Source organism: Treponema maltophilum ATCC 51939 (assembly GCF_000413055.1).
Classification (GTDB): domain Bacteria; phylum Spirochaetota; class Spirochaetia; order Treponematales; family Treponemataceae; genus Treponema_C; species Treponema_C maltophilum.
Genome location: NZ_KE332518.1, coordinates 2,154,254 through 2,173,568, shown reverse-complemented (window position 1 = coordinate 2,173,568; position 19,315 = coordinate 2,154,254). Strand labels below are relative to the sequence as shown.

Here is a 19,315-nt window from a genome sequence, read left to right as displayed (position 1 = left end):
GTTTTAGAGGTACCCCGATCAGTTTTCGGAAGACAACCTGTCCTTTATCAATAACAGTATATACCATATGTACGGAAAAACAAGGAAAATCTTTAAAGGGTTGGCGGCGATTTCCGCCCAGATTTCGCGCCCCGCATCGAATGTTTCGTTCGACACGCGTTTTTTCCGTTTGGAAAAAATCGATAAGGCGTCCTTATAATACACAAAGATGCTCGAACCGAAGCTGTTGCGCCGCGCGTACGACCAGGTAACTCCGGACGGAATGCCGTCGGCAAGCAACACCATGGACGGGTTTGCTTTGAATATGGCCGAAAGTACGTCTTTTTCCATATCTTTCGGAAAATAGCCGGTGTAGCGGCCGACAATGTGCAAGCCGGGAAAGGTCGCCTTGAGGTTGCGTTCCGATTCGATGAGCGTGTTTTTATGACCGCCCAAAAGATACAGGGACTTATAGCGCGTTTCCAAAATCGTAAAAAAAGAAATAATCGCCGAAAAAGGATTGTAGCGCACGGGCTTTGTTCTTTTTAAAAAAGCGGCACCCCGTATGATACTTTTTGATATGGGCAAAACCAGCGATGCGTTTTCCAAGCATAATTTGTATTCGGGGTTCCGCCGCGCTTTTAAAAGGTTCCATACGGACAAAAAAACGATTTGTTTTGTTCCCGACGTTGCCAAAAGCTCGAATAAAACTTTTTCGAGCTGTTCCGGGTGGATAACGTCTACCGGAACGCCGGCAACTCTTATTCGTTCAACTTCCATTCTTCATACTCCGTAACGGCGCTTTGCACGGCGGCAAGTCCGTACAGCGCCGCCGTTTCAGTGCGCAATATATTCGTTTTAAAATGTATCGGCATAAAACCGCTTTGTTCGAACAGAATTCTTTCGTCGGGGCTTATACCGCCTTCGCAGCCGACGGCAAGCGCTATGCGCTGCAAAGGCCCTCCGGCCTTTTGTACGGCTTCACCGATGCGCGAAAACAGGCTGCAAGACGAGCCGTTTCCCTCCGGTTTTTCGCACAGCATAAAGGCCGCGCTTCGAAGCGGGGCGGATTGTCCGCGCCATAAAGCGGCGGCTTCGTGCGCACCGAGCGGCTCCCGTATAAGTGTCGCGGTCGGCGAACCGCTTTGCTGGCGCGCTTCGCGGATAATGCGCTGCCAGCGCTCCGTTCTGCCCTGCGAAGGCGGCGAATATTCCCCCTTTACGGGAACGATACGGCTTACGCCGCATTCTGCCGCCTGACGCACAATCAAATCGATTTTTTGCGCTTTCGGTACAAACTGAAAAAGCCACAGTTCGGGCCCGAAAGCTGCGGCGCCCTGTGTTTCAACTCCGCTTTCCTCATCGGCGGGACTTAATGCCGCCGCCGCGTTTGGGGTTGTTGCGCCGTTTTGTGCTGTTGTTTTTGCCGCCGTTGTATCGGCGGCCGCTAAAAACGGTTCGGTTTTGTCCGCGCAAAACAGCATCGAAACGAAGCGTCCGTCGCTTAAACGTACATCGATCGGCGTACCGCTTTGAAGGCGCAAAACGCGGGACAAATAGCGGGACTCCTTTTTAGTTAAAGCTATGTGCCCCTTTGAATCGGGCATGCACGAACTGACGAACTGGCGCACCGCACAAGCCTATTTTTTTGCCGCCTGAGCGCTTTCGGAAGCCGCGTCCGCTTGCAGTTCTTTAATCGTTTTTGCCGACTTTACCAACGCGTTGAAATTCGGCAATTTGAGCGTTTCAAGCGCGGCTTGCAGCTGAAGGTCGTAATCCAAATCGTAGAGGTCGGCCGGTTTTTTACGGTTTACTTCGAGCTTTATAAGGCGGCGCAAAAGACGCAGTTCCAAATTATAGCTTTTTTGCAATTCTTTTGCATAAGCGGCTATCTCTTTTTCGCTCATGTTCGGATGAGATTCCGCGTATTTTGCAATCGTGCCGTCCGTAACCAGATTCGCGTAGGCTTTTTCTTCGCTTTCGGATAAAACCGGCAAAAGCACTTCTTTGTCCGGCGGAATACCGATTTTGTCGATGTTTGAATCCGAAGGCGTATAATAGCGCGCCATAGTCAATTTTATGCCGTCGGAGTTGGGCAGGGGAACCACTTGCTGTACCGAACCCTTGCCGTATGTACGTTCGCCCACAAGGTAGGCCAAGTGATCGTCTTTTAAAGCTCCGGCCAAAATTTCCGAAGCGCTCGCCGAGCCCTTGTTGATTAACACGACGAGCGGAATTCCCTTGGGTAAAACCGTCGCTTTAGCCGTTGCGCGGTACACGGAATTTTCGAACGTAAGCCGGCTTTTCGTACTTACGATAATTCCCGAATCGATAAATTTGTCGGCGACTTCGACAACGCTCGTTATAAGGCCGCCGGGATTATTGCGCAAATCGATAATCAGCGAATCGAACGAAGCTTCTTTAAACGAGTTCAGCGCTTCCTGTACGCGGCTCGGGGTTTTCGGCGTAAATTCTATGATGCGGATATAGCCCGTTTTTTGTTTGCCGTTGTTGATCATGCCGTATTTGACGGTGGGAACTTCGATAATCGCGCGCACGAGCGTAACGGGAAACTCGCTTGTTTTTCCGCGCCGGATTATCAAATTGACGCTCGTGTCTTTCGGGCCGCGCAGAATTTTAAGCACTTCTTCCATTGTGATGTCGGCGGTCGATGTTCCGTCTATGCTTAAAATCAAATCGCCCGCTTGTATGCCCGCTTTCCAACCGGGCGTATCTTCTATCGGCGAAACGACTTCCACATAAGCGGGCTTTTCCGCACTCGATTCGGCCGGCTTTGTAATCGACAATCCCACGCCGCCGAAACCGCCGGTTGTCGTGTCGTTTAAATCGCGCATTTGTGCGGAACCCAAATACGCGGTGTACGGGTCCTGAAACGCGTCCATCATGCCTTTTAAGGCGCCTTCGTACAGCACCTTGGGATCCGTTTCGTCTACGTAGTTTTCCAATACAAAGGTGTACACGCTGTTGAGCAGTTCCATGTATTGACGGGTTTGACTGTCTTTTTGTGCGCTTGAAGCGGAAGTTTGGGCAAAGACCGAAGGGATGTTTAATATGCAAAGGGCAAGACAAAGGGTAAAAACCGCGGTCAGCAAAAACCGAACCGGCGCGGCGTTTTTAAGATTTTTCATATACTTATTGTACGGGCTGACCGTAATTTGTCAAGGCATCGGCAGGCGGAAATAGAATTTCGGTATGAACGGGGAAAAAGACTGCCGCCCCTTGTCCTTCCAAGATTATTCTATCTTTCTTTAGCGAGTTTTGATTATGCTTCTCTGAGCGTTGTAAACGATTTAGGGCTTATATATTGGTATGAATAATAAATGCATAACACCACTTCCAAAGCCGACAAATCGGACAAGTCCATTTGCGATTAAAAATAATGTTAGAAGGACTCCTACCCCGGGGCGCTGATTTTTTAGTCGTACCTTTAATAAGATAGAAAATTATGATATATTTGTAGTATGAAACGAGATTATTTTCAGAACAGCCTTTTTGATGAACTTATTGAGGAAACTCCAAAAATAGAAAAAGAAATAGAAATCTCTTTTAATGATAATTTGTTGTCAAAATTTAAGTCATACGTGCTAGAAAACTATATAGACGATGTAGAAAAGACTGGACTTTCATATACTTGGGCTTATATTTGCGAATTTGTTTTGAATTATGGTGAAAACGAAGATTTTTTAAATATAAAAAACTTTGGAGAGATGTACGAAATTGGCCTTGCAATTCAAAATAAAATTCAGAAAAAGAATAAGGGGCAATATTATACTCCTGAAGATGTTGCAAGCATAATGAGCGAATGGTTTGATTCCGTTGACGGCGAAAATATTTGTGATGTAGCTTGTGGAACCGGAAAACTTATTCTAACTTATTTGGATTTTATTGGGGAAAAAAATGCAAAAAGACTTATTCAAAGTGGCAAATTATTTTTATATGATATGGATGAAACCGCTTTAAATATTTGCAAAACGGCAATTCTTCAAAAATATGGGAAAAACTTAGGTGATAAAGTTCATTGCTTTATCGGAGATTTTCTTTCTTCAAAAATAAAACTCCCTGAAAATTGCAAAGTCATTTCAAATCCCCCGTATGCGGCAATTCAACAAGTTGGCTTGGATTGGAAAGATACAAAGGTTTTGAACGATTCGAGAGAATTGTACTCTTGCTTCATGGAGAAAATTATACAGAATTGTAATTCTGCCGTAATTATCACTCCCTATAGTTTTATTTCAGGAAGTAAGTTTTATTCATTAAGAATGATTTTAAATCAGTGTTCTGGTGAAATTTATTCTTTTGACAATGTTCCAGGAAACATCTTTTGCGGACGAAAGCACGGAATTTTTAACACTAATACGAGTAATTCAGTCCGTGCCGCAATTACAGTACTACGGAAAAACAATTGTGATGGGTTTAGACTCACTCCGCTTATTCGTTTTAAATCTACAGAACGAAAAGAACTTTTGCAATGTAAAATGCTTGAAAGTTTTTTATCGCCGAAACGACAAAAAATCTCTCGAGCTTCACCGGCGTTTTATAAATGTTTTAAGGAATTACAACCATTGTATGACCGAGTAATGGAGAAAGCAGAACATCATACGCTTGCTGAACTAATATCAAAAAGCGGTGAATATACACTTTCTACTGCGAACACTTGCCGTTACTTTACGAGTGCTTTTTCGGGTTTGATAAATAGAAATGGTTTAACAGTTTTACATTTTAACGATAAGAAAAAATTTGATTTTGCATATTGTCTTATAAATTCTTCGTTTGCTTATTGGCACTGGCGACTTTATGATGGCGGTATTACTTACCCTGTCAGTTTGCTTTTAAGAATGCCTGTTATATATGATTCTTTGACTGAAGACGACCATGAATTTTTTAAAAAAACGACACAAGAAATGTCTACTAAAGCAAGCAAATTTATCATTAAAAAGAATAATGTTGGTGTTCAAGAAAATATAAAATATCCTCGTGAATATAGAGATAAGATAAATCAACGATTTTTGAAAATTCTAAATCTGAATGTTGATAATTCAACAATGGATTTGATTCATTCAAATATGGCATTAAAGGTAAGTGTATGAAAGTAGAAAACGAAATTATCCCATTAGCAAAATCGCAAAAAGAAATAATGCAGGAGTTTTATAGCATTGCTCCGATAAAAGTTATTTTTGCCAAAGATAAGCGAAACGCCCTTTGGAAATTTGCAACCAAAAGAAGCGATGAATTAGATTTGAATGAGTTAAAAGAAATATGTCCCGCGTTGGAACACCAAATTCGCAAAAGTTATGAAGAGGGAAATAATATTCAGTCCGCAGTTTTTAGTGAATGTGTTTATGCTCAAACTTTCGCAAATATGCTAAAATTGGATTCGTTTGCAAATTGCTCAGATGAACCGTTATTTATTCCGCCCCCAGTTTTGAATTTAATCAAATCTTACAATTTAGTTCCCCGTTATGCGTATTCTACAAAAGGCAAACGACGGATGTTGATTCAGGCAGGTAGCTGCGATGGAATTGACAGCGCCTTGATCAGTGTAAGTGATCTAGTTATTTACACAATTGAGTTTAAAGAACCTGGCGCAAAAACCAGCGAACCTGATTTACCCAAATATGGTGAAGACGGAAAAATAAAAATCACAAAAGACTTCCTGGATCGCTACCCTCAGTTTGAAGCAATGCTAAATGAGCAAAAGGATTTAAATTTTTTTGAAGTTATGGGACACAATATTAATAACTTTTCTGAAGAAAGTATAAATATCGCTGTGTTAAACAACTATACGAAAAAATATGCTGATGTGATTTGTACTGAAGATATTAATGGCTACTTTGTGATGATACCTGTAAACCAAGTACAACTCTGGGCCAAACTTGAAGGAGAAATAAGACCATCAGGTAGAAACCATTATAAGGTTTGGACTCCATGTGCTTTGTCTCGATTTATGCTACAATACAACCCCGATATTGATGGCGTAACCGTAAGACTTAAAAAGAGTAAACTTGAAGTAAGAACAGAACGCGGCGGAGATGGTAAAATTTCAGGTTATAAAATCACTCCATTGTTCTTTGTTTATGCGAAAGATTGTGAAGATGACGGGGAATATATCACTTTCAATTTAATGAAAGTGCAGCAGTTGAATCCAACAATCACAGCGAAGATGTTTTTCAAAACCTTGAAATATGAAGAAGTAAAATCATACTATCAGAAATTGTTTTAAAATGAAAATTGATATTTACAATACAGAAAATAAATATGATATTATCTACGCTGACCCACCTTGGGCCTACCTTTGGGGCAAAGGAGAAACTGGCGGAAATTTTTGTCCTGAAAAACATTATAAAACAATGGAAATTTCAGAGATTTGTGCACTTGGTGATACAATCAAGAAAATCCGTACGAAAAATTGTGCACTTTTTATTTGGACGACGATGCCGTGTCTAAAAGATGTTTTCTCAGTAATTGAAGCGTGGGGTTTTAAATACAAAACTTGTGCTTTTACTTGGATTAAAACCAGAAAAGATGGTCAGCCTTTAGCTGGCATGGGAAGTTATACTAAGGCAAATGCTGAGCTGTGTTTACTCGCAATGCGAGGGCATATTAAAAGCGTGGATAAAACCGTTCCACAAGTTTTAATGCATCCCCGTCTTGGTCATTCGGTTAAACCAGATGAAATAATGCGAAGAATAGAAAAATTATTTGGTGACAATACAAAAAGAATCGAGTTGTTTGCTCGTCAGCAAGTCGACGGCTGGGATTGTTGGGGAAATGAAATATGAAGTTGTGTCCAATAATATAAAATAATTGCCTGACATCGTTTCTGTCTCCGAATTCTTCTACATGATAGTAGTCGTAATATACATTTCTTAATGTGATTCTTTTCTTTGAGTCAAGTTTTGCATCATAGGATTTTACTATTTGCATTGGCATAATGCATCTCCTGTACAAGTGGAAAATCCCACTATTAGAATATAGCTCTACTTGTAAAAAAAGCAAGTCTCAATGCTTGCTTTTTTTACTGCGAAAGTAATGGAAATAAAATCATACTGAAGTTGCGTTCGCGCTACTTTGTCGTCATGGTTAAAACGCCCGACCAGTTTTTGGGAACGCCCGTTTTGATAAATTCGGTGCAGCGCGCGGCGAACACTTCGGAAGGCCCGTCGCCCGGAAGAATGCGCGATGCCGTTTGAAAAAGCTTTTTGGCGCCTTCGAAGTCTTTTTGCAGATAGCGGTCAAGCCCCGCATGGAAGACCTTTACACATTCGACTTGGTCGGCGCTTGCTTCCGATTTTATGCCTAAAATATTGTACAACTGCACGGGCTGTTCGATGCCGATAACGCGTACGCGATCCAGGCGGCGGCCGAGCAGGGTCCCCGCATTTGCACCCGTATTCGCCGCATCCCACGTCGATTCGGATGCAAGTATCCACGACGCATAACTTTTGTTTACGCCTTCGAGCCGGGCGGCAAGGTTCACGTCGTTGCCCATAATCGTATAGTTCATCTTCATATCGGTGCCCATGTTGCCGACGACCATGTTGCCGGTGTTTATGCCGATACGCGTTTGAAGCGGCATCGGAAGTCCGCCTTCTTCGGTCATCCGTTTATTCAGCCGCACTTCGGCTTCTTTCATGCGGACGGCGGCAACGCAGGCTTGCCACGCGTGGTCTTCCACGGTAATCGGCGCGCCGAAAAACGAAACAATCGCATCGCCGATATATTTATCGATGGTGCCCTGATGGTTCAAAATGATATTGCTTAAATCGGTCAGGTATTCGTTTAAGATATTGACCAACTGCACCGGCGTAACTTTTTCCGAAAGCGTCGAAAAACTTTTTATGTCGGTAAACAGCGCCGTAATCTTTTTTTCTTCGCCGCCGAGCGTCAGCTTTGAAGGATCGTTTACGATTTCGTCTACGACTTTTTCGGACAAATAAGTCGAAAACGCGCGGCGCAAAAAAGTTTTATCTTTTTCGGCCGAAGCGAACCGGTATAGCGATGTTCCTATGTAGCACAAAACGACCGCCAAAAACGAACCGACAAAGGGCGTATACACGCCGAATTGAATCAGCACAAAGGAAATAAGCGGAACGGCGACGATTCCCGATGCGCCGATGATGTTTAAGGCCGTAATGCTTATGCGCCGGTCGAAAAATACGATAATAAAAAGCACAAAGGCGCAGCATGCAAAACCGACGTACCACGGAATCGGCGTGATAAAATTCTCATTCAAAATCGTATTTAAAACATTCGCATGCGTTCCGATGTTCGGGTACTGTCCCCAAAACGGCGTGGTTCCCAAGTCGGTGGAATTGCTCGCCGTGTGCCCGATAATGCAGATTGCTCCGCCGTACAGCGATTGCAGTTCGGTAAAGAGGTTGTTGTATTCTTTAAGATAGGAGGCGAGTTTTGAAAATTTATCGGTTACCGAAGAGGCGATATCGGCGATTTCCGCGCGGTTTTCGTCCGTGGTCAATTCGTTCAAAAGTGAAAGAATTTCCTGTTCGTACATCGGATCAAGCAGTTCGGCGCATTCGCCGAAAAAGGTTCGGCGGCGCTCAAAATAGTCGTCATAGCGCGGATCGGTGCGTGAAGGATTTTCGGTATCTTCGAGCAGTTCCCGCTTGGCCGTCTGCAAGTCGGCATACGAAGCGGTTAAATAATTCGCAGCGTCGTAATAACCGAGCATGGCGCCGCCGCGCCCCAAACGGAAGCCGGCAAGACTTTGCAAAATCGAAAAAATCGCCTGTTCTTTTTTGTCCAAATCGTATAAAAACAAAACCGATTCGTTTTTAAAGCTGTTGCGGAACGCATCGGGGATCCAGTTTATAAGCATTCGTCCGTTTGAATCGAGCGGGATCGAAACGTCGCGCGGTCTTTCTTCTCCCGGAAAAAGCGCGTTTTTTAAGACGAGAGAACTTTTTGTGCGCACGAGGGTATCCGTTTGCAGCATCTTTAAAAGCGGAGCCAGCATAAGCTGGGGAATATACAGGCCGTCGCTTTCGTGTAAAAGCTCTATGCGCCGCCTTGTACCGTCGGAATCCAAAACGACGTTCGTAAAGCCCGCGCCCTGAGCCTGCTTCATAAGTACGAGCAATGCCGGCGTCATCTTGCGGGTAAGCTGCTGCTGCGCCAAAAACAAATCGTTTTCGTGCGCAATAAGACCCGCCGGCGCCGTTACGTTTTTTAAAAGCACATTGTCGCGCACGTATTCGTTCAATTCGTCGGGAATGTTTATGCCCATATCGCATGCGTTTATCGTAAGCCATGTATTACCGAAAAAGTGAATCGCGTTTGCAAAGTACACATCGTTGTCGCGCGAAAGCTTTCCGACTACGGCGTTTTGCAAGTCTTTAAATTCGGGCGCGACATACGATTCGACTAAATCCTTTGCCGTTTCCGGAGCGTAGGCCGGCGGAAGATCGCCGCGCGCAACCGCATCGGAAAGGTCTTCTATAAGCGAAGCGATTTGCGTTTCGCTTCGGCCGAAGCGTTCCGGCAGCGAGTTTTCAACGACCGGATCGATGCCGCGCTGCGACGGTGATACGTATTCGATATCGAATACGGCCGTTTGTGCGCCTAGTTCTCGCATGCGGATCAACGCATCGCCTAAAATATCGCGGCTCCACGGAAAGGTTCCGATTTCTCCGATGGACGCGTCGTCGATAGCCGCGATTAAAATATCTTTTTGTTTCGGAACGGCGGGTTTTACGGCAACAAGAATATCGTACATTCTCAGTTCAAGTTTTTCGAATATGCCGATTACGGATCCGAACGCGGTCAGCAAAACGACCGCCGTACAGATTAAAATCTCAGGTCTGAAAATTGAAAAAAAATGTTCCTTTTCTTGCTTTTTCATACTTTTTAGTATATCATATAAATAAAGCGAATTCAGGGGGAAAAATGAAAAAAAACGTATTTTTATCCTTTTTTTTACTCGTTTTTTGCGCTCTTGCTTTTGCACAGCAGGCCGACAGAATGACGGCAATGATAAACGCTCCGCGCGTTACCTTTAATCAGGCGGCCTATTTCGCTTCAAGCTATCTGGGCTTGGGCAGCGAAAACATGAGCGACGCCGAAGCCGGCAAAATGCTGGCCGCGTTCAGTTCGTTTCCGAAACTGAGCGTTTCCGAACAGCCGCTGACCGTTAAAGAATTCGCTTATTTTTGTGTAAAAGTATGGAAGATTAAGGGCGGCATCGGCTACACCGTTTTTAAAGCGCCGCGCTATGCCCTTAAAGAATTGAAAGCGCTCGGCTTTGTGCCGGTTTTTGCGGATCCCGACACCTATGTAACGGGACGCGATGCTTTGTACATAATGGGAAAATGTGCCGATTATGCGGAAGTTCAAAACGCGAAGAAGGGGGCGGAATGAAACATTTAAAACACTGTTTAATACTTTTGTTCGGCATGTTGATTTTACCCGCTGCCGCTTTCGATTGGGGCGGATTTCTTTCCGACGATACGGGTATAAAAGGACAAATTCCTTCGATACAGGCAATTCCGTCGAAGGCAAGCCAATCGAATAAGCTGACCTTGTGGATGCGCGTGCCGCTTCCCAAATTGAAAAACTCGTACTTTGCGGCCGAAACCTTTTATTCTTACACATATAAATTCGGCGAAAAAGAATTTTCCCACATATGGGACATAAGCCTTTTAAAACTCAGTTTGTCGGCCGACAAGGGCGCGGTAAAGACGACATTCAATATCGGCCGCTTCGGCATTTCCGACAGTACCGCGTTGATATTTTCCCAGCCCGCCGACGGCGTCGAATTGGTCGTCGATGCCGAAAAATTTTCCGTAAAAGCCTATGTGGGCTTTACCGGCCTTTTAAACTCGAAAACGGCGAACATGACTTCTTCGACCCCCGACGAAAAAGCGCTGTACGTGTATCAACTTGCGCCGTCGGCCGTTATCGGCAGCGTTTTTTTTACCTTACCGCAGCTTTTTGCCCAGCAAACGCTTTCGTTCGAAGCCTTTGCGACAACCGGTGCCAAACCCGCAGGTGCCTTTTTAACCGCCGCGCTGAACGGCCCGATACGCGGCCCGCTGTTTTATATACTGTCCACCTCGTGGTATGTCGGTGCGAACACGGCGAATCGTGCGGTTTTTTCAAACCTGTCGGCATTTGAGCTTACGGCCTTTTTGCCGTTTTATTCTTCCATGCTTTCGTGGAAGACGGTTTTTGCCGCCGGAAAGACGGGTCGCGGCATCGTCGACTTTGAACACTTCAGTTTAACGTCCGCCGCTATCGATTCGTCGATAAAATACGCCGGCCACATAAAAAGCGGCATAACCGCGTCGATCAGACCGATAAAACCGCTTTTGTGTACGGCAAGCGGCGATGTGTTTTTCAACGCAATGAACGCCGGCACAAAAGGTTATGCGGGCGTACAATGGCAGGCGTCCGTACGCTGGCAGATTATAAACGATTTGCAGCTTTCCTGCGCCGCAGGACAGTTTTTCAAATCGCCCATACAGACAAAAGGCCCCTATACGTTTGCAAATGTAAAGGTGCTGTTTAGCTTTTAGGAGGTAATCGTGAAAAAAACATGCCTTTTAGTATTCTTTGCTTTGCTCATTATTCCCGCTTTTACGCTCGATGCGGTTGTGGTTTCGGTTTTGGGAAAGGCCGAAGTGCAGACGTCAAAGGGTTGGCAGCCTATGATGACGGGTGCAAAATTGACTGCGGGAACCCTCGTTTCGACCGGGTTCAAATCGCAGGCGGTGCTTTCAATCGGCAAATCGACCGTTACCGTTCAGCCTTTAAGCCGCCTTACCATCGAACAACTGACCGAACGCGCCGATTCCGACGTGTCCAAAATATATCTTGATGCGGGCTCGATTAAGGCCGATATAAAAGCCGCCGAAAACAAACGGGTCGGCTTTACGGTAAAAAGCCCTGTTGCCACCGCTTCGGTTCGCGGCACATCGGGCACGATCGATTCGTTCGGCACTTTGGAAAGCACGAGCGGCGTATGGATGGTCGCGCCCGCTTCGGAAAATGACGGCACGGTTGTGCAGGGAGTCGCCGTCGCCAAGGGGTCGATCATTACCGTAGGTTCGGACGGAAGAGTGACGCCGCCTCAACAAGCCAACGCTCAGGCCGCGACGGGCGCAAATCCCGTTTCCGTTTCGCCTTCCGTTGCCGAAGCGAGTGCAAGTGTGACGGCCTCTCCCGCCGCCGCGGCGCAAAGTGCGGCAGGAACAGCCGGCGACGCCCGTGTGCGGGTTCCCATTACCGTCGGCTGGGAGGACTGACCGCGAGCTGAAAATACAACGCTGAAAATACAACTATGAAACCGCGGACTTGAAAAACTGCGGCAATAAACCGCAGACAAAAAAAGGCTGCTTGGCGGCGGCTGTCCAAAAAATTCGCTTTTGGACGCTTTCCGTTCGGCAGCCTTTTTTTTGTACCTGCTCGTTCGCGTATAGGCGCTTAAAACGAATTATTCATATTGCCCGATTCGATATCTTTAAAATACTTTACCGTTCCCACTTTAAGTTCGTCGGTTGCGTCTTCGTCGCAGATGATGAGGGCTTTCGGGTGCATTTGCAAAACGCTGATTGTCCACATTTGACTTATGCCGCGCTCGACCGCGTGGGCAAGTGCGCGCGCCTTGTTGTGTCCCGTAATCAGTACGAGCACTTCGGCTGCGGAGGTAACGGTGGCCACTCCGACGGTAAGCGCGGTTGCGGGCACTTGATTTATGTCGCCGCCGAAAAACCGCGAATTGACAATCATCGTGTCGCGCGTTAAGGATTTTACGCGCGTGCGCGAACCTAAAGACGAGCCGGGTTCGTTAAAAGCAAGGTGTCCGTCGACGCCGACGCCGCCTAAAAACAGCCTGATGCCGCCGGCATCTTCAATCGCCTTTTCGTAGGCGGCGCATTCGGCTTGCAGATCGCGCGCCATTCCGTTCAGAATATGTACGTTTTCTTTTTTGATGTTTATGTGCTTAAAGAAGTTTTCCCACATAAAATAATAATAGCTTTGCGGATGGTCTTCGGGCAAACCGACGTATTCGTCCATATTGAAGGTTACGACGTGTTCAAAGCTCACCTTGCCCGCCTTGTTCAATTCGATAAGCTTTTGGTACGTTCCCAGCGGAGAACTGCCGGTGGGAAGCCCGAGCACAAAGGGCTTTTTCGCCGTCGGCTCAAAATCGACAATCGCCTTTGCGATATGGTTTGCCGCCCATTCCGAACATTGGTTGTAATCATTGCGTATAATAACTCTCATTGCGTTTATCACTCCTTCTGTTAAAAACTTTTGCTAAAACCCTTTGCCGCTGTTACAGCAAATTCTTTTTGAATACACCCCGCAGTATCGATGCGATAATGTTGAACTGTTTGTCGAACACGACGACGTCGGCATCGTAGCCGGGGATGAGCATGCCCTTTTTGTTGTAGTGCATAACCGATGCCGGAGTAGAAGATGCGGCGCGCACGGCATCCGAAACCGAAAAGCCGAACTTAACCAGATTCTTTACGCCGCGGATCATCGTCAGCGACGAGCCGGCAATAACGCCGTCGGCCGCGCGGTGGAAGCAGCCGCCTTCAAACACAACCTTTTCGCCGTTTGCCGTCAGATTGTCGCCTTCCTGCTCGGTAGGCGTCAGTCCGTCGGTTATCAAAACGATTTTTTCCAGCGGCTTGTCTTTCAAAAGCAGTTTGAACAAGTCCGGGTGAACGTGAACGCCGTCGGCAATCACTTCGCAGGACATTTCCGGATGGATGAGTACGGCGCCGACCGCTCCGGGGTTGCGGTGGTGCAGCTGACTCATTGCGTTGAACAAATGGGTCGAATGCAAAATGCCCGCCTGCATGCCTTCAACCATGTTTTGATACTCGGCGTTTGTGTGGCCGGCTTGCATAACGATGCCGTGTTTAAGTCCGTACAGCGCAAGGTAGCGCATGCCCTTGAGTTCCGGCGCGACGGTCATGTTCACAATGTGCCCCTTTGACGCTTCCCAAAAGCGGTTCATAAGATCCATATCTACGGCACGTACCGTTTCGGGCCTTTGGACGCCCAGTTTGTCGGGCGAAATAAAGGGGCCTTCCATATGGATGCCCATTATCTGCGCGCCGCTTTCTTTGCCCATGGCTTTTACGATTTCTTTTATGCTGCGTATCATGTCGGCTTCACCCGCCGGATACAGCGTGGGGTTAAAGGCCGTTACGCCGTATTGCGCCAAGTCTTTTGACATTTCAACCATCGCTTCGACCGAACAATTGTCCGTGCCGTGGCCTTTAAAGCCGTGAATGTGCGTGTCGATAAAACCGGGAGCAATGTAAGCTTCTTCAACATCGAAAATCTTTACCGAAGGGTCGAACTTTTTTTGCAAAAAGCGGCGCTCGGAAAATACGTCGGCGATCCTGCCGTCTTCAATTAAAACGGCGCAGCTTTCCATTTGGGAAAATCCGGTCAGCAGCGTTCCGTTGTGTAAACATATCGATACAGACATTTTTTTCTCCGATTTATGAAAACCGATTGATTCCGATGCGCGGAACAACCGGCGTTTTCTTATACTATATCCTGTTGCGCGGAAAAAGGAAAGGGTGCAATCTGCTACTTTCCGACGCAAAAGCGCGAAAAGATGTTTTCCAAAATATCGTCGGCGCCCACTTCACCGGTTATTTCGCCTAAAAACGAAAGGGCGTCTTCCATATCCTGAACCGCGGCGTCGAGCGTCAGATCCAAAGAGGGAACGGCGATTGCGTGGTTTAGCGAATCGAGCGCTTCGTCCGCCGCTTTTTTTTGCCGCAGGGAGCCGAATCCCGCTTGAAGCCGCTCGCTGCCCGCAAGCGCATTTCCCGCGCTTCCTAATTCCGTACCGCCTGCGGCCGAAAGAAGAAGATTTTTTACCGTTTCGGTAAGATCGGCAAGGCCGCTTCCTGTTTTGGCGCTGATATATACGCAGGGAAGCTCGTGCGACTTTTTCGTAAGTTCGGCTGAGCGGGAAAAACTTTCCGCCGCAGGTGCGATGTGAGGGGGTGAGCCCGTTTGACATCCGGCGGGCGCTTTGTCGGTTTTGTTCCACACGATGACGAGGGGTTTGCGCTTTTTTTGCAGCCGCCCGATCATAAGCGAATCTTCTTCCGTTTCGCCTTCGGAGGCGTCGATAAGGTACAAAAGCAAGTCGGCTTCGTCGGTCAAGTCAAGCGTGCGCTCTACGCCCGCCTGTTCGACAATGTCGTCGGTGCGACGCAAGCCGGCCGTATCGAAAAGGCGCACGGGTATCCCGGCAAACGAAATCCAGCTTTCGAGCCAATCACGCGTCGTGCCGTGAATGTCGGAAACGATGGCGCGGTCTTCTTTGAGTAAAGCGTTGAACAGGCTCGATTTTCCCGCGTTTGTGCGCCCGCACAGCACCATGCGTACGCCGTCTTGGTACAGCTTTTCCGATTTCCACGACGAAATAAGAACGGCCAGTTTGTCGCGTGCGAATATAAGGTCTTCAAAGTTAAAAACGCCGGCGACGGCGTTTTCGTCTTCGGGGTATTCGATGTCGGCTTCAAGCGCCGCAAGCGATGAAAGAATCAAATGCTTTATGTTGTCCAATTCGCCGTAAAGGGAACCAGCAAGACGGCCGCACGCGCGGCTTCGCGATTCGTCGGTTTTGGAATCGATGATTTCGCGCACGGCTTCGGCGCGGGTTAAGTCGGTTTTGCCGTTGACGAAGGCTCTGAACGTAAACTCGCCCGCTTGCGCCGCTTTAAAACCGTTTTGCAAAAGCAGGCGGTACACCGCCGATACGGGAGCCGTTCCGCCGTGGCAGAATATTTCCACCATGTCTTCGCCGGTAAAGCTTTTGGGCGCGCGGTACACGCCGAGCATAACTTCATCGATTTTTTCGGTTTTTTTTTCGCCGCCGCAGATCCAGCCGTGAATAAGCGTACCGCCGGCGGAATTTAAAAGCGTTTTCGGACGAGAAAAAATGCGGCTTACCGAATCGATGCAGCCGGCGCCGGATGTGCGCACAACCGCAAGCGCGGACGGACCGAGCGCGGTTGCAATCGCCGCAATAGGCTCGTTCGGAACGTAGGTTTTCACGGCCGGCTTCCTGCAATCTTTAATGCAATGCACAATTTCGGCACGATAAAACTTGTCGAAAAGGCTGCCAGTGCATAGCGGATAAAACGGAACAAAACGTAATAGTCGCTTCCTTTTGCCGGAAAAACGGCTTTTAAACCGAAGTAGATGCCGCCGGTCAGCGCGGCGAAGATAATCATGCGGAGCGCTTTTTGCACCGGTGTTCCGCTCGCCGCGCAAAAACCGCCGGTTTCGCACAGCAGCACATAGCCCGTACCGAAGCCGAAAAAGGCGGCGGCCATGGAAGGATCGAGCGAAGAAATCGCGTTAAAACCCGCCGCGATTAAAGCGAGCATGAGAATTTTAACCGTTTTTGTACAGCCTTTCAGCAACCGTTCAATCTGTTCGGAAAAAAGCATGAGGCCCAGCGAAAACAAAAAACCGAGCGCCCAGCCTAAAAGAACGTCGCTCGGATAATGGACGCCCAAATAGACGCGCGAAAAGCCGATACAAAGCGGAAGGCCTGCCGCAAGCGCAATTTTTACGGCGCGCCGTTTTTTTACGGAAAGCGAGGATGCCGGCCACAAGTACATTGCGTACGGCCAAAACGAAGCCGATGCTTGCGAATGGCCGGAAGGAGTTGAAAAGCCGCTTACGCTGTCCAAGCCGACGGAAGGATCGACGACGTAGGGGCGCGGAACTTTCAGCGTATTTTTTAGCGTGTCGTTGCATGCGCCGGCAAAAAGTACGGCGAGGGCGAGTTTTGCGCCCCGTTTTTCATCGAAACATAAAAAGATGAGCGGTAAAATCAACATGTAAGCTTTCGGGTCGGATAAAAAGCTGACAGCCTTCATACAAACCGTAAGCGGCGTCGATTGCAGACTTTGCACCGCCCGTATAAGATTCAATCCCCATTCATACACGCTTTGTGAAAACATACTACTCCTACAATAGCGAGTTTGCAACGCAAACTCGGCGTTGAAGCAAGCGGCGCCGTTTGTGCCGCGCGCTTCAACCGGTCCTCCCATGGATTAACCGCCGGACACCGCGGGTTTTCTCGCCGATTTGTCGCGTTCGGCTTTTTCCCACGGATAGGCGGAACCGTTTTTTGCATCCCCGATGTCGGGGCTTATGTCCGTATAGCGGCCGGCATTGTTCCAGTACATGTAGCCGCTTTCGGCCGCGTCCCGTACGCCGTACATTTGTCGCAGTACGTAATCCTTGTCGTAAAAGCGCCGGTCGAACGATACGTTCAAATAAAAAGCCTGAATCCACGGGCGCACCAGCACTTGCGAGCGCGCGATGACGGTGTTCCGGTAAGTGCCGTAAAAGTAAATTCGGTACGGGCGTTCGATAATCGGCGTGTAGGCTAAAAAATCCTGTTCGAAATGGCTCGGATAAAACATCGGGCAAATAACGTCGACATAGGGCGCCATAAGCTCCACGTCCTGCCCGGTGCGCGTTCCGCTTCGATACCAGCCGTTTGCCCCGTAAATGTCTATGCCGATGGGCGCCTGAATATTTTTGCGCGCGTACGACAAAAACGAAATAAGGGCGCTTTCCATGTCCATGCCTTTATCGCGCCAGCGGTATTGCGTATCGAAAATATTTTTGCCGTCGGTCGGAAAGCGTATGTAATCGAATTGAATTTCGTCAAATCCGCGCCGGATGAGTTCTTTCGCTATGGCCGTATTGTATTCCCACACTTCTTCCGAATACGGATCGACCCAGTATTCATCGTAAAAAAGCGTTTTCTTTTCGGCGGCCTTGCCGTCTTCGGCGGGAACGTCTTCGTAACCTTTTATACCGACCCACGGCGCGTTCTTTTTGCCGTCCCAGACGGCGTACTTATTACTCTTCCAAGCGTACAGATTACGGTCTTTAAAAACGACGATGCGCGCGATAAGATAGATGTTTTTTTTCTTAAACCGGTCTATAAACGCATCGATATCGATGGAATACATGCTTTCGCGCGCCTTTTCCGATACAAGCGGATCGTTCGAGCGGTAGCGCAAAAAACCGTAATCGTCTTTCATGTCTATAACAAGGCTGTTCAGATTATTTGCGTCGATTATGCCGGCGAATTTGTCGACTCCCGCCTTCGAAACGACTTGCCCCGCGGGAACGTACAGGCTCCTTTTTGCGCGTATTTTGTCGGCATATGCGGATTGAACCGTCGACGGCCGGGTAAGCCACAATTCGTTGAGCATTAAAGGGGCGTTCAAGCCGGTCATCCACGAGGGAAACATGCCGCAGCGCGGAATATCGGCCGTGTCGGCGAGCAGCTTTTTGATTTTATCGGTGCCGGCGGTCGGCGATACGACGGAAAAAGTTTGCGGATTGTATACGATGAGGCCGTCCATGCTCATAAAAGCGAGGTTGTCGCCGCAAGCGGTTAAGCCGTCCCATGTGTCGGCCGCTTCGGTGCCTTTTGCGATAAGCACGCCGGCTTTGCGTTCCCAGTCCAAACGGTACAAGCGCGGCAAAAAGCTTTGGGTAAGGTACACCTCTTCTTTTAGGGTGCCGTCCGCATTCATCGACGGTAAAACGGCAATGTCGGCTATTTCGTCCGCGTAAGAAAGCGTCGGGACGGTTTCGAATCCCGTTTTTATGTCGATCCATGCGGCACCGGGAACGTCAGGTTGAATATACGAAAGTCCGTAGAGCGCGTGCGAATGAAAAACGGTTAAAACTTTTTTTGTTCCCGACGGCGTTTTTTCATCGACCATTGCCGCCGCCACGGCTTTGCCGCCGGCGGTTTTCGAGCTGAAGCCGAGCGACCGCCAGCTGAGCCCTGCGTTTTTGCTTATAAACACTTCGTTTTTCGTAAGCGTAACAAGCACATTTTCGTCTGAAGCGAGCATTTCCAAATCTTTTAAAGGCCGCACTTCGCGCACAAAACTTTTAACGCCGCCGTCGAATTCCTTTATCGTATTTACGGGCAAACCTTCGTTGCGCAGCTGAAAGGTTTTTAAATCGGGGCTGAATAAAACGCCCTTGGAAGTTAAAAAAAACCAACCGTTCCCGTACAGAATTTTGTCGACGGAACCTTCCGTCCACAGGGGGACGACGGCAAGGGCGGAAACGGCGAACAATCCGTTTTTGGTGCCGATAAGACTTTCGTTGTAAGGCGGAATTCTTTTGGCGGCGGGAGGTATATTTGTTTGCTCGGAATAAAGTTCTTGTGCAAAAAAAGGGAGAGCGGAACTCAACAAAATGCAGAAAAAAAATCGTACGAATATGCGGCGCATACGCCATCTTATCATAAAATGCGCTTGCG

The 19,315-nt window shown here is 47.8% G+C and carries 15 protein-coding genes; 6 read left to right on the top strand and 9 right to left on the bottom strand.

Features of this window, described 5'->3' with window-relative positions:
* Nucleotides 1-18: 18 nt before the first annotated feature.
* From HMPREF9194_RS10050 to HMPREF9194_RS10040, 3 genes are all read right to left on the bottom strand, one after another.
* A complete protein-coding gene (locus HMPREF9194_RS10050) occupies nucleotides 19-759 on the bottom strand; it encodes a WecB/TagA/CpsF family glycosyltransferase (protein ID WP_016526265.1) in 741 nt (246 codons plus the stop codon).
* Nucleotides 741-1,535, bottom strand: a complete 795-nt coding sequence (locus tag HMPREF9194_RS10045; protein WP_169558733.1) for an RsmE family RNA methyltransferase — start codon at nucleotides 1,533-1,535, stop codon at nucleotides 741-743. Before HMPREF9194_RS10045 ends, HMPREF9194_RS10050 begins: the two co-directional genes overlap by 19 nt.
* Before the next feature lie 84 nt (nucleotides 1,536-1,619).
* Nucleotides 1,620-3,128, bottom strand: coding sequence for a S41 family peptidase (locus HMPREF9194_RS10040; protein WP_016526263.1), 1,509 nt, complete (start codon nucleotides 3,126-3,128; stop codon nucleotides 1,620-1,622).
* Between the two features lie 333 nt (nucleotides 3,129-3,461).
* Here HMPREF9194_RS10040 and HMPREF9194_RS10035 point away from each other — a divergent pair, with 333 nt between their 5' ends.
* The 3 genes from HMPREF9194_RS10035 to HMPREF9194_RS10025 are packed head-to-tail and all read left to right on the top strand — an operon-like array spanning nucleotide 3,462 to nucleotide 6,779.
* Nucleotides 3,462-5,087: an N-6 DNA methylase gene (locus HMPREF9194_RS10035; RefSeq protein ID WP_016526262.1), complete on the top strand. Its 1,626-nt coding sequence runs from the start codon at nucleotides 3,462-3,464 to the stop codon at nucleotides 5,085-5,087.
* Complete coding sequence (locus HMPREF9194_RS12460) at nucleotides 5,084-6,220, top strand: hypothetical protein (protein ID WP_016526261.1); 1,137 nt, start codon at nucleotides 5,084-5,086, stop codon at nucleotides 6,218-6,220. Before HMPREF9194_RS10035 ends, HMPREF9194_RS12460 begins: the two co-directional genes overlap by 4 nt.
* 1 nt (nucleotide 6,221) lies before the next feature.
* Nucleotides 6,222-6,779: an MT-A70 family methyltransferase gene (locus tag HMPREF9194_RS10025; RefSeq protein ID WP_016526260.1), complete on the top strand. Its 558-nt coding sequence runs from the start codon at nucleotides 6,222-6,224 to the stop codon at nucleotides 6,777-6,779.
* Nucleotides 6,780-7,063: 284 nt separating this feature from the next.
* Here HMPREF9194_RS10025 and HMPREF9194_RS10020 read toward each other — a convergent pair whose 3' ends face one another.
* Nucleotides 7,064-9,859 carry a CHASE2 domain-containing protein gene (locus HMPREF9194_RS10020; protein ID WP_016526258.1) on the bottom strand — a complete coding sequence of 932 codons (2,796 nt, stop codon included), beginning with the start codon at nucleotides 9,857-9,859 and terminating at the stop codon, nucleotides 7,064-7,066.
* 44 nt (nucleotides 9,860-9,903) lie between these two features.
* On the opposite strand from HMPREF9194_RS10020, the gene HMPREF9194_RS10015 reads away from it, so the two are divergent.
* From HMPREF9194_RS10015 to HMPREF9194_RS11970, 3 genes are read left to right on the top strand one after another with little or no spacing between them, the layout of a single operon-like run.
* Nucleotides 9,904-10,374: a hypothetical protein gene (locus HMPREF9194_RS10015; protein ID WP_016526257.1), complete on the top strand. Its 471-nt coding sequence runs from the start codon at nucleotides 9,904-9,906 to the stop codon at nucleotides 10,372-10,374.
* On the top strand, nucleotides 10,371-11,531 hold the full coding sequence (locus HMPREF9194_RS10010) for a hypothetical protein (protein WP_016526256.1): 1,161 nt from the start codon (nucleotides 10,371-10,373) through the stop codon (nucleotides 11,529-11,531). The genes HMPREF9194_RS10015 and HMPREF9194_RS10010 overlap by 4 nt, the downstream gene beginning before the upstream one ends.
* Nucleotides 11,532-11,540: 9 nt before the next feature.
* Complete coding sequence (locus tag HMPREF9194_RS11970; RefSeq protein ID WP_016526255.1) at nucleotides 11,541-12,260, top strand: FecR domain-containing protein; 720 nt, start codon at nucleotides 11,541-11,543, stop codon at nucleotides 12,258-12,260.
* 178 nt (nucleotides 12,261-12,438) lie between these two features.
* Here the strand turns inward: HMPREF9194_RS11970 and nagB are convergent, their stop codons facing one another.
* The 5 genes from nagB to HMPREF9194_RS09980 all read right to left on the bottom strand — a co-directional run bounded on the left by nagB (nucleotide 12,439) and on the right by HMPREF9194_RS09980 (nucleotide 19,286).
* The gene (gene nagB / locus HMPREF9194_RS10000; RefSeq protein WP_016526254.1) at nucleotides 12,439-13,242 is read right to left on the bottom strand and encodes a glucosamine-6-phosphate deaminase; all 804 of its coding nucleotides are present in this window, start codon (nucleotides 13,240-13,242) and stop codon (nucleotides 12,439-12,441) included.
* Nucleotides 13,243-13,294: 52 nt separating this feature from the next.
* The gene (gene nagA / locus HMPREF9194_RS09995; RefSeq protein WP_016526253.1) at nucleotides 13,295-14,467 is read right to left on the bottom strand and encodes an N-acetylglucosamine-6-phosphate deacetylase; all 1,173 of its coding nucleotides are present in this window, start codon (nucleotides 14,465-14,467) and stop codon (nucleotides 13,295-13,297) included.
* Between the two features lie 104 nt (nucleotides 14,468-14,571).
* Entirely contained in the window at nucleotides 14,572-16,056 is a 1,485-nt protein-coding gene (mnmE, locus tag HMPREF9194_RS09990; protein ID WP_016526252.1) for a tRNA uridine-5-carboxymethylaminomethyl(34) synthesis GTPase MnmE, read from the bottom strand.
* Nucleotides 16,053-16,973, bottom strand: a complete 921-nt coding sequence (locus HMPREF9194_RS09985; RefSeq protein WP_016526251.1) for a phosphatase PAP2 family protein — start codon at nucleotides 16,971-16,973, stop codon at nucleotides 16,053-16,055. Before HMPREF9194_RS09985 ends, mnmE begins: the two co-directional genes overlap by 4 nt.
* A gap of 93 nt (nucleotides 16,974-17,066) precedes the next feature.
* Complete coding sequence (locus HMPREF9194_RS09980) at nucleotides 17,067-19,286, bottom strand: putative glycoside hydrolase (RefSeq protein WP_016526250.1); 2,220 nt, start codon at nucleotides 19,284-19,286, stop codon at nucleotides 17,067-17,069.
* Nucleotides 19,287-19,315: the final 29 nt, after the last annotated feature.

Bases quoted from the DNA above. Each gene is read 5' to 3' on its own strand.
- HMPREF9194_RS10040 (WP_016526263.1), bottom strand. From the start codon at position 3,128: ATGAAAAATCTTAAAAACGCCGCGCCGGTTCGGTTTTTGCTGACCGCG.
- HMPREF9194_RS09985 (WP_016526251.1), bottom strand. From the start codon at position 16,973: ATGTTTTCACAAAGCGTGTATGAATGGGGATTGAATCTTATACGGGCG.
- HMPREF9194_RS12460 (WP_016526261.1), top strand. From the start codon at position 5,084: ATGAAAGTAGAAAACGAAATTATCCCATTAGCAAAATCGCAAAAAGAA.
- HMPREF9194_RS10035 (WP_016526262.1), top strand. From the start codon at position 3,462: ATGAAACGAGATTATTTTCAGAACAGCCTTTTTGATGAACTTATTGAG.
- HMPREF9194_RS10025 (WP_016526260.1), top strand. From the start codon at position 6,222: ATGAAAATTGATATTTACAATACAGAAAATAAATATGATATTATCTAC.
- HMPREF9194_RS10015 (WP_016526257.1), top strand. From the start codon at position 9,904: ATGAAAAAAAACGTATTTTTATCCTTTTTTTTACTCGTTTTTTGCGCT.
- nagB (WP_016526254.1), bottom strand. From the start codon at position 13,242: ATGAGAGTTATTATACGCAATGATTACAACCAATGTTCGGAATGGGCG.
- HMPREF9194_RS10050 (WP_016526265.1), bottom strand. From the start codon at position 759: ATGGAAGTTGAACGAATAAGAGTTGCCGGCGTTCCGGTAGACGTTATC.
- HMPREF9194_RS10020 (WP_016526258.1), bottom strand. From the start codon at position 9,859: ATGAAAAAGCAAGAAAAGGAACATTTTTTTTCAATTTTCAGACCTGAG.
- HMPREF9194_RS10010 (WP_016526256.1), top strand. From the start codon at position 10,371: ATGAAACATTTAAAACACTGTTTAATACTTTTGTTCGGCATGTTGATT.
- nagA (WP_016526253.1), bottom strand. From the start codon at position 14,467: ATGTCTGTATCGATATGTTTACACAACGGAACGCTGCTGACCGGATTT.
- HMPREF9194_RS09980 (WP_016526250.1), bottom strand. From the start codon at position 19,286: ATGCGCCGCATATTCGTACGATTTTTTTTCTGCATTTTGTTGAGTTCC.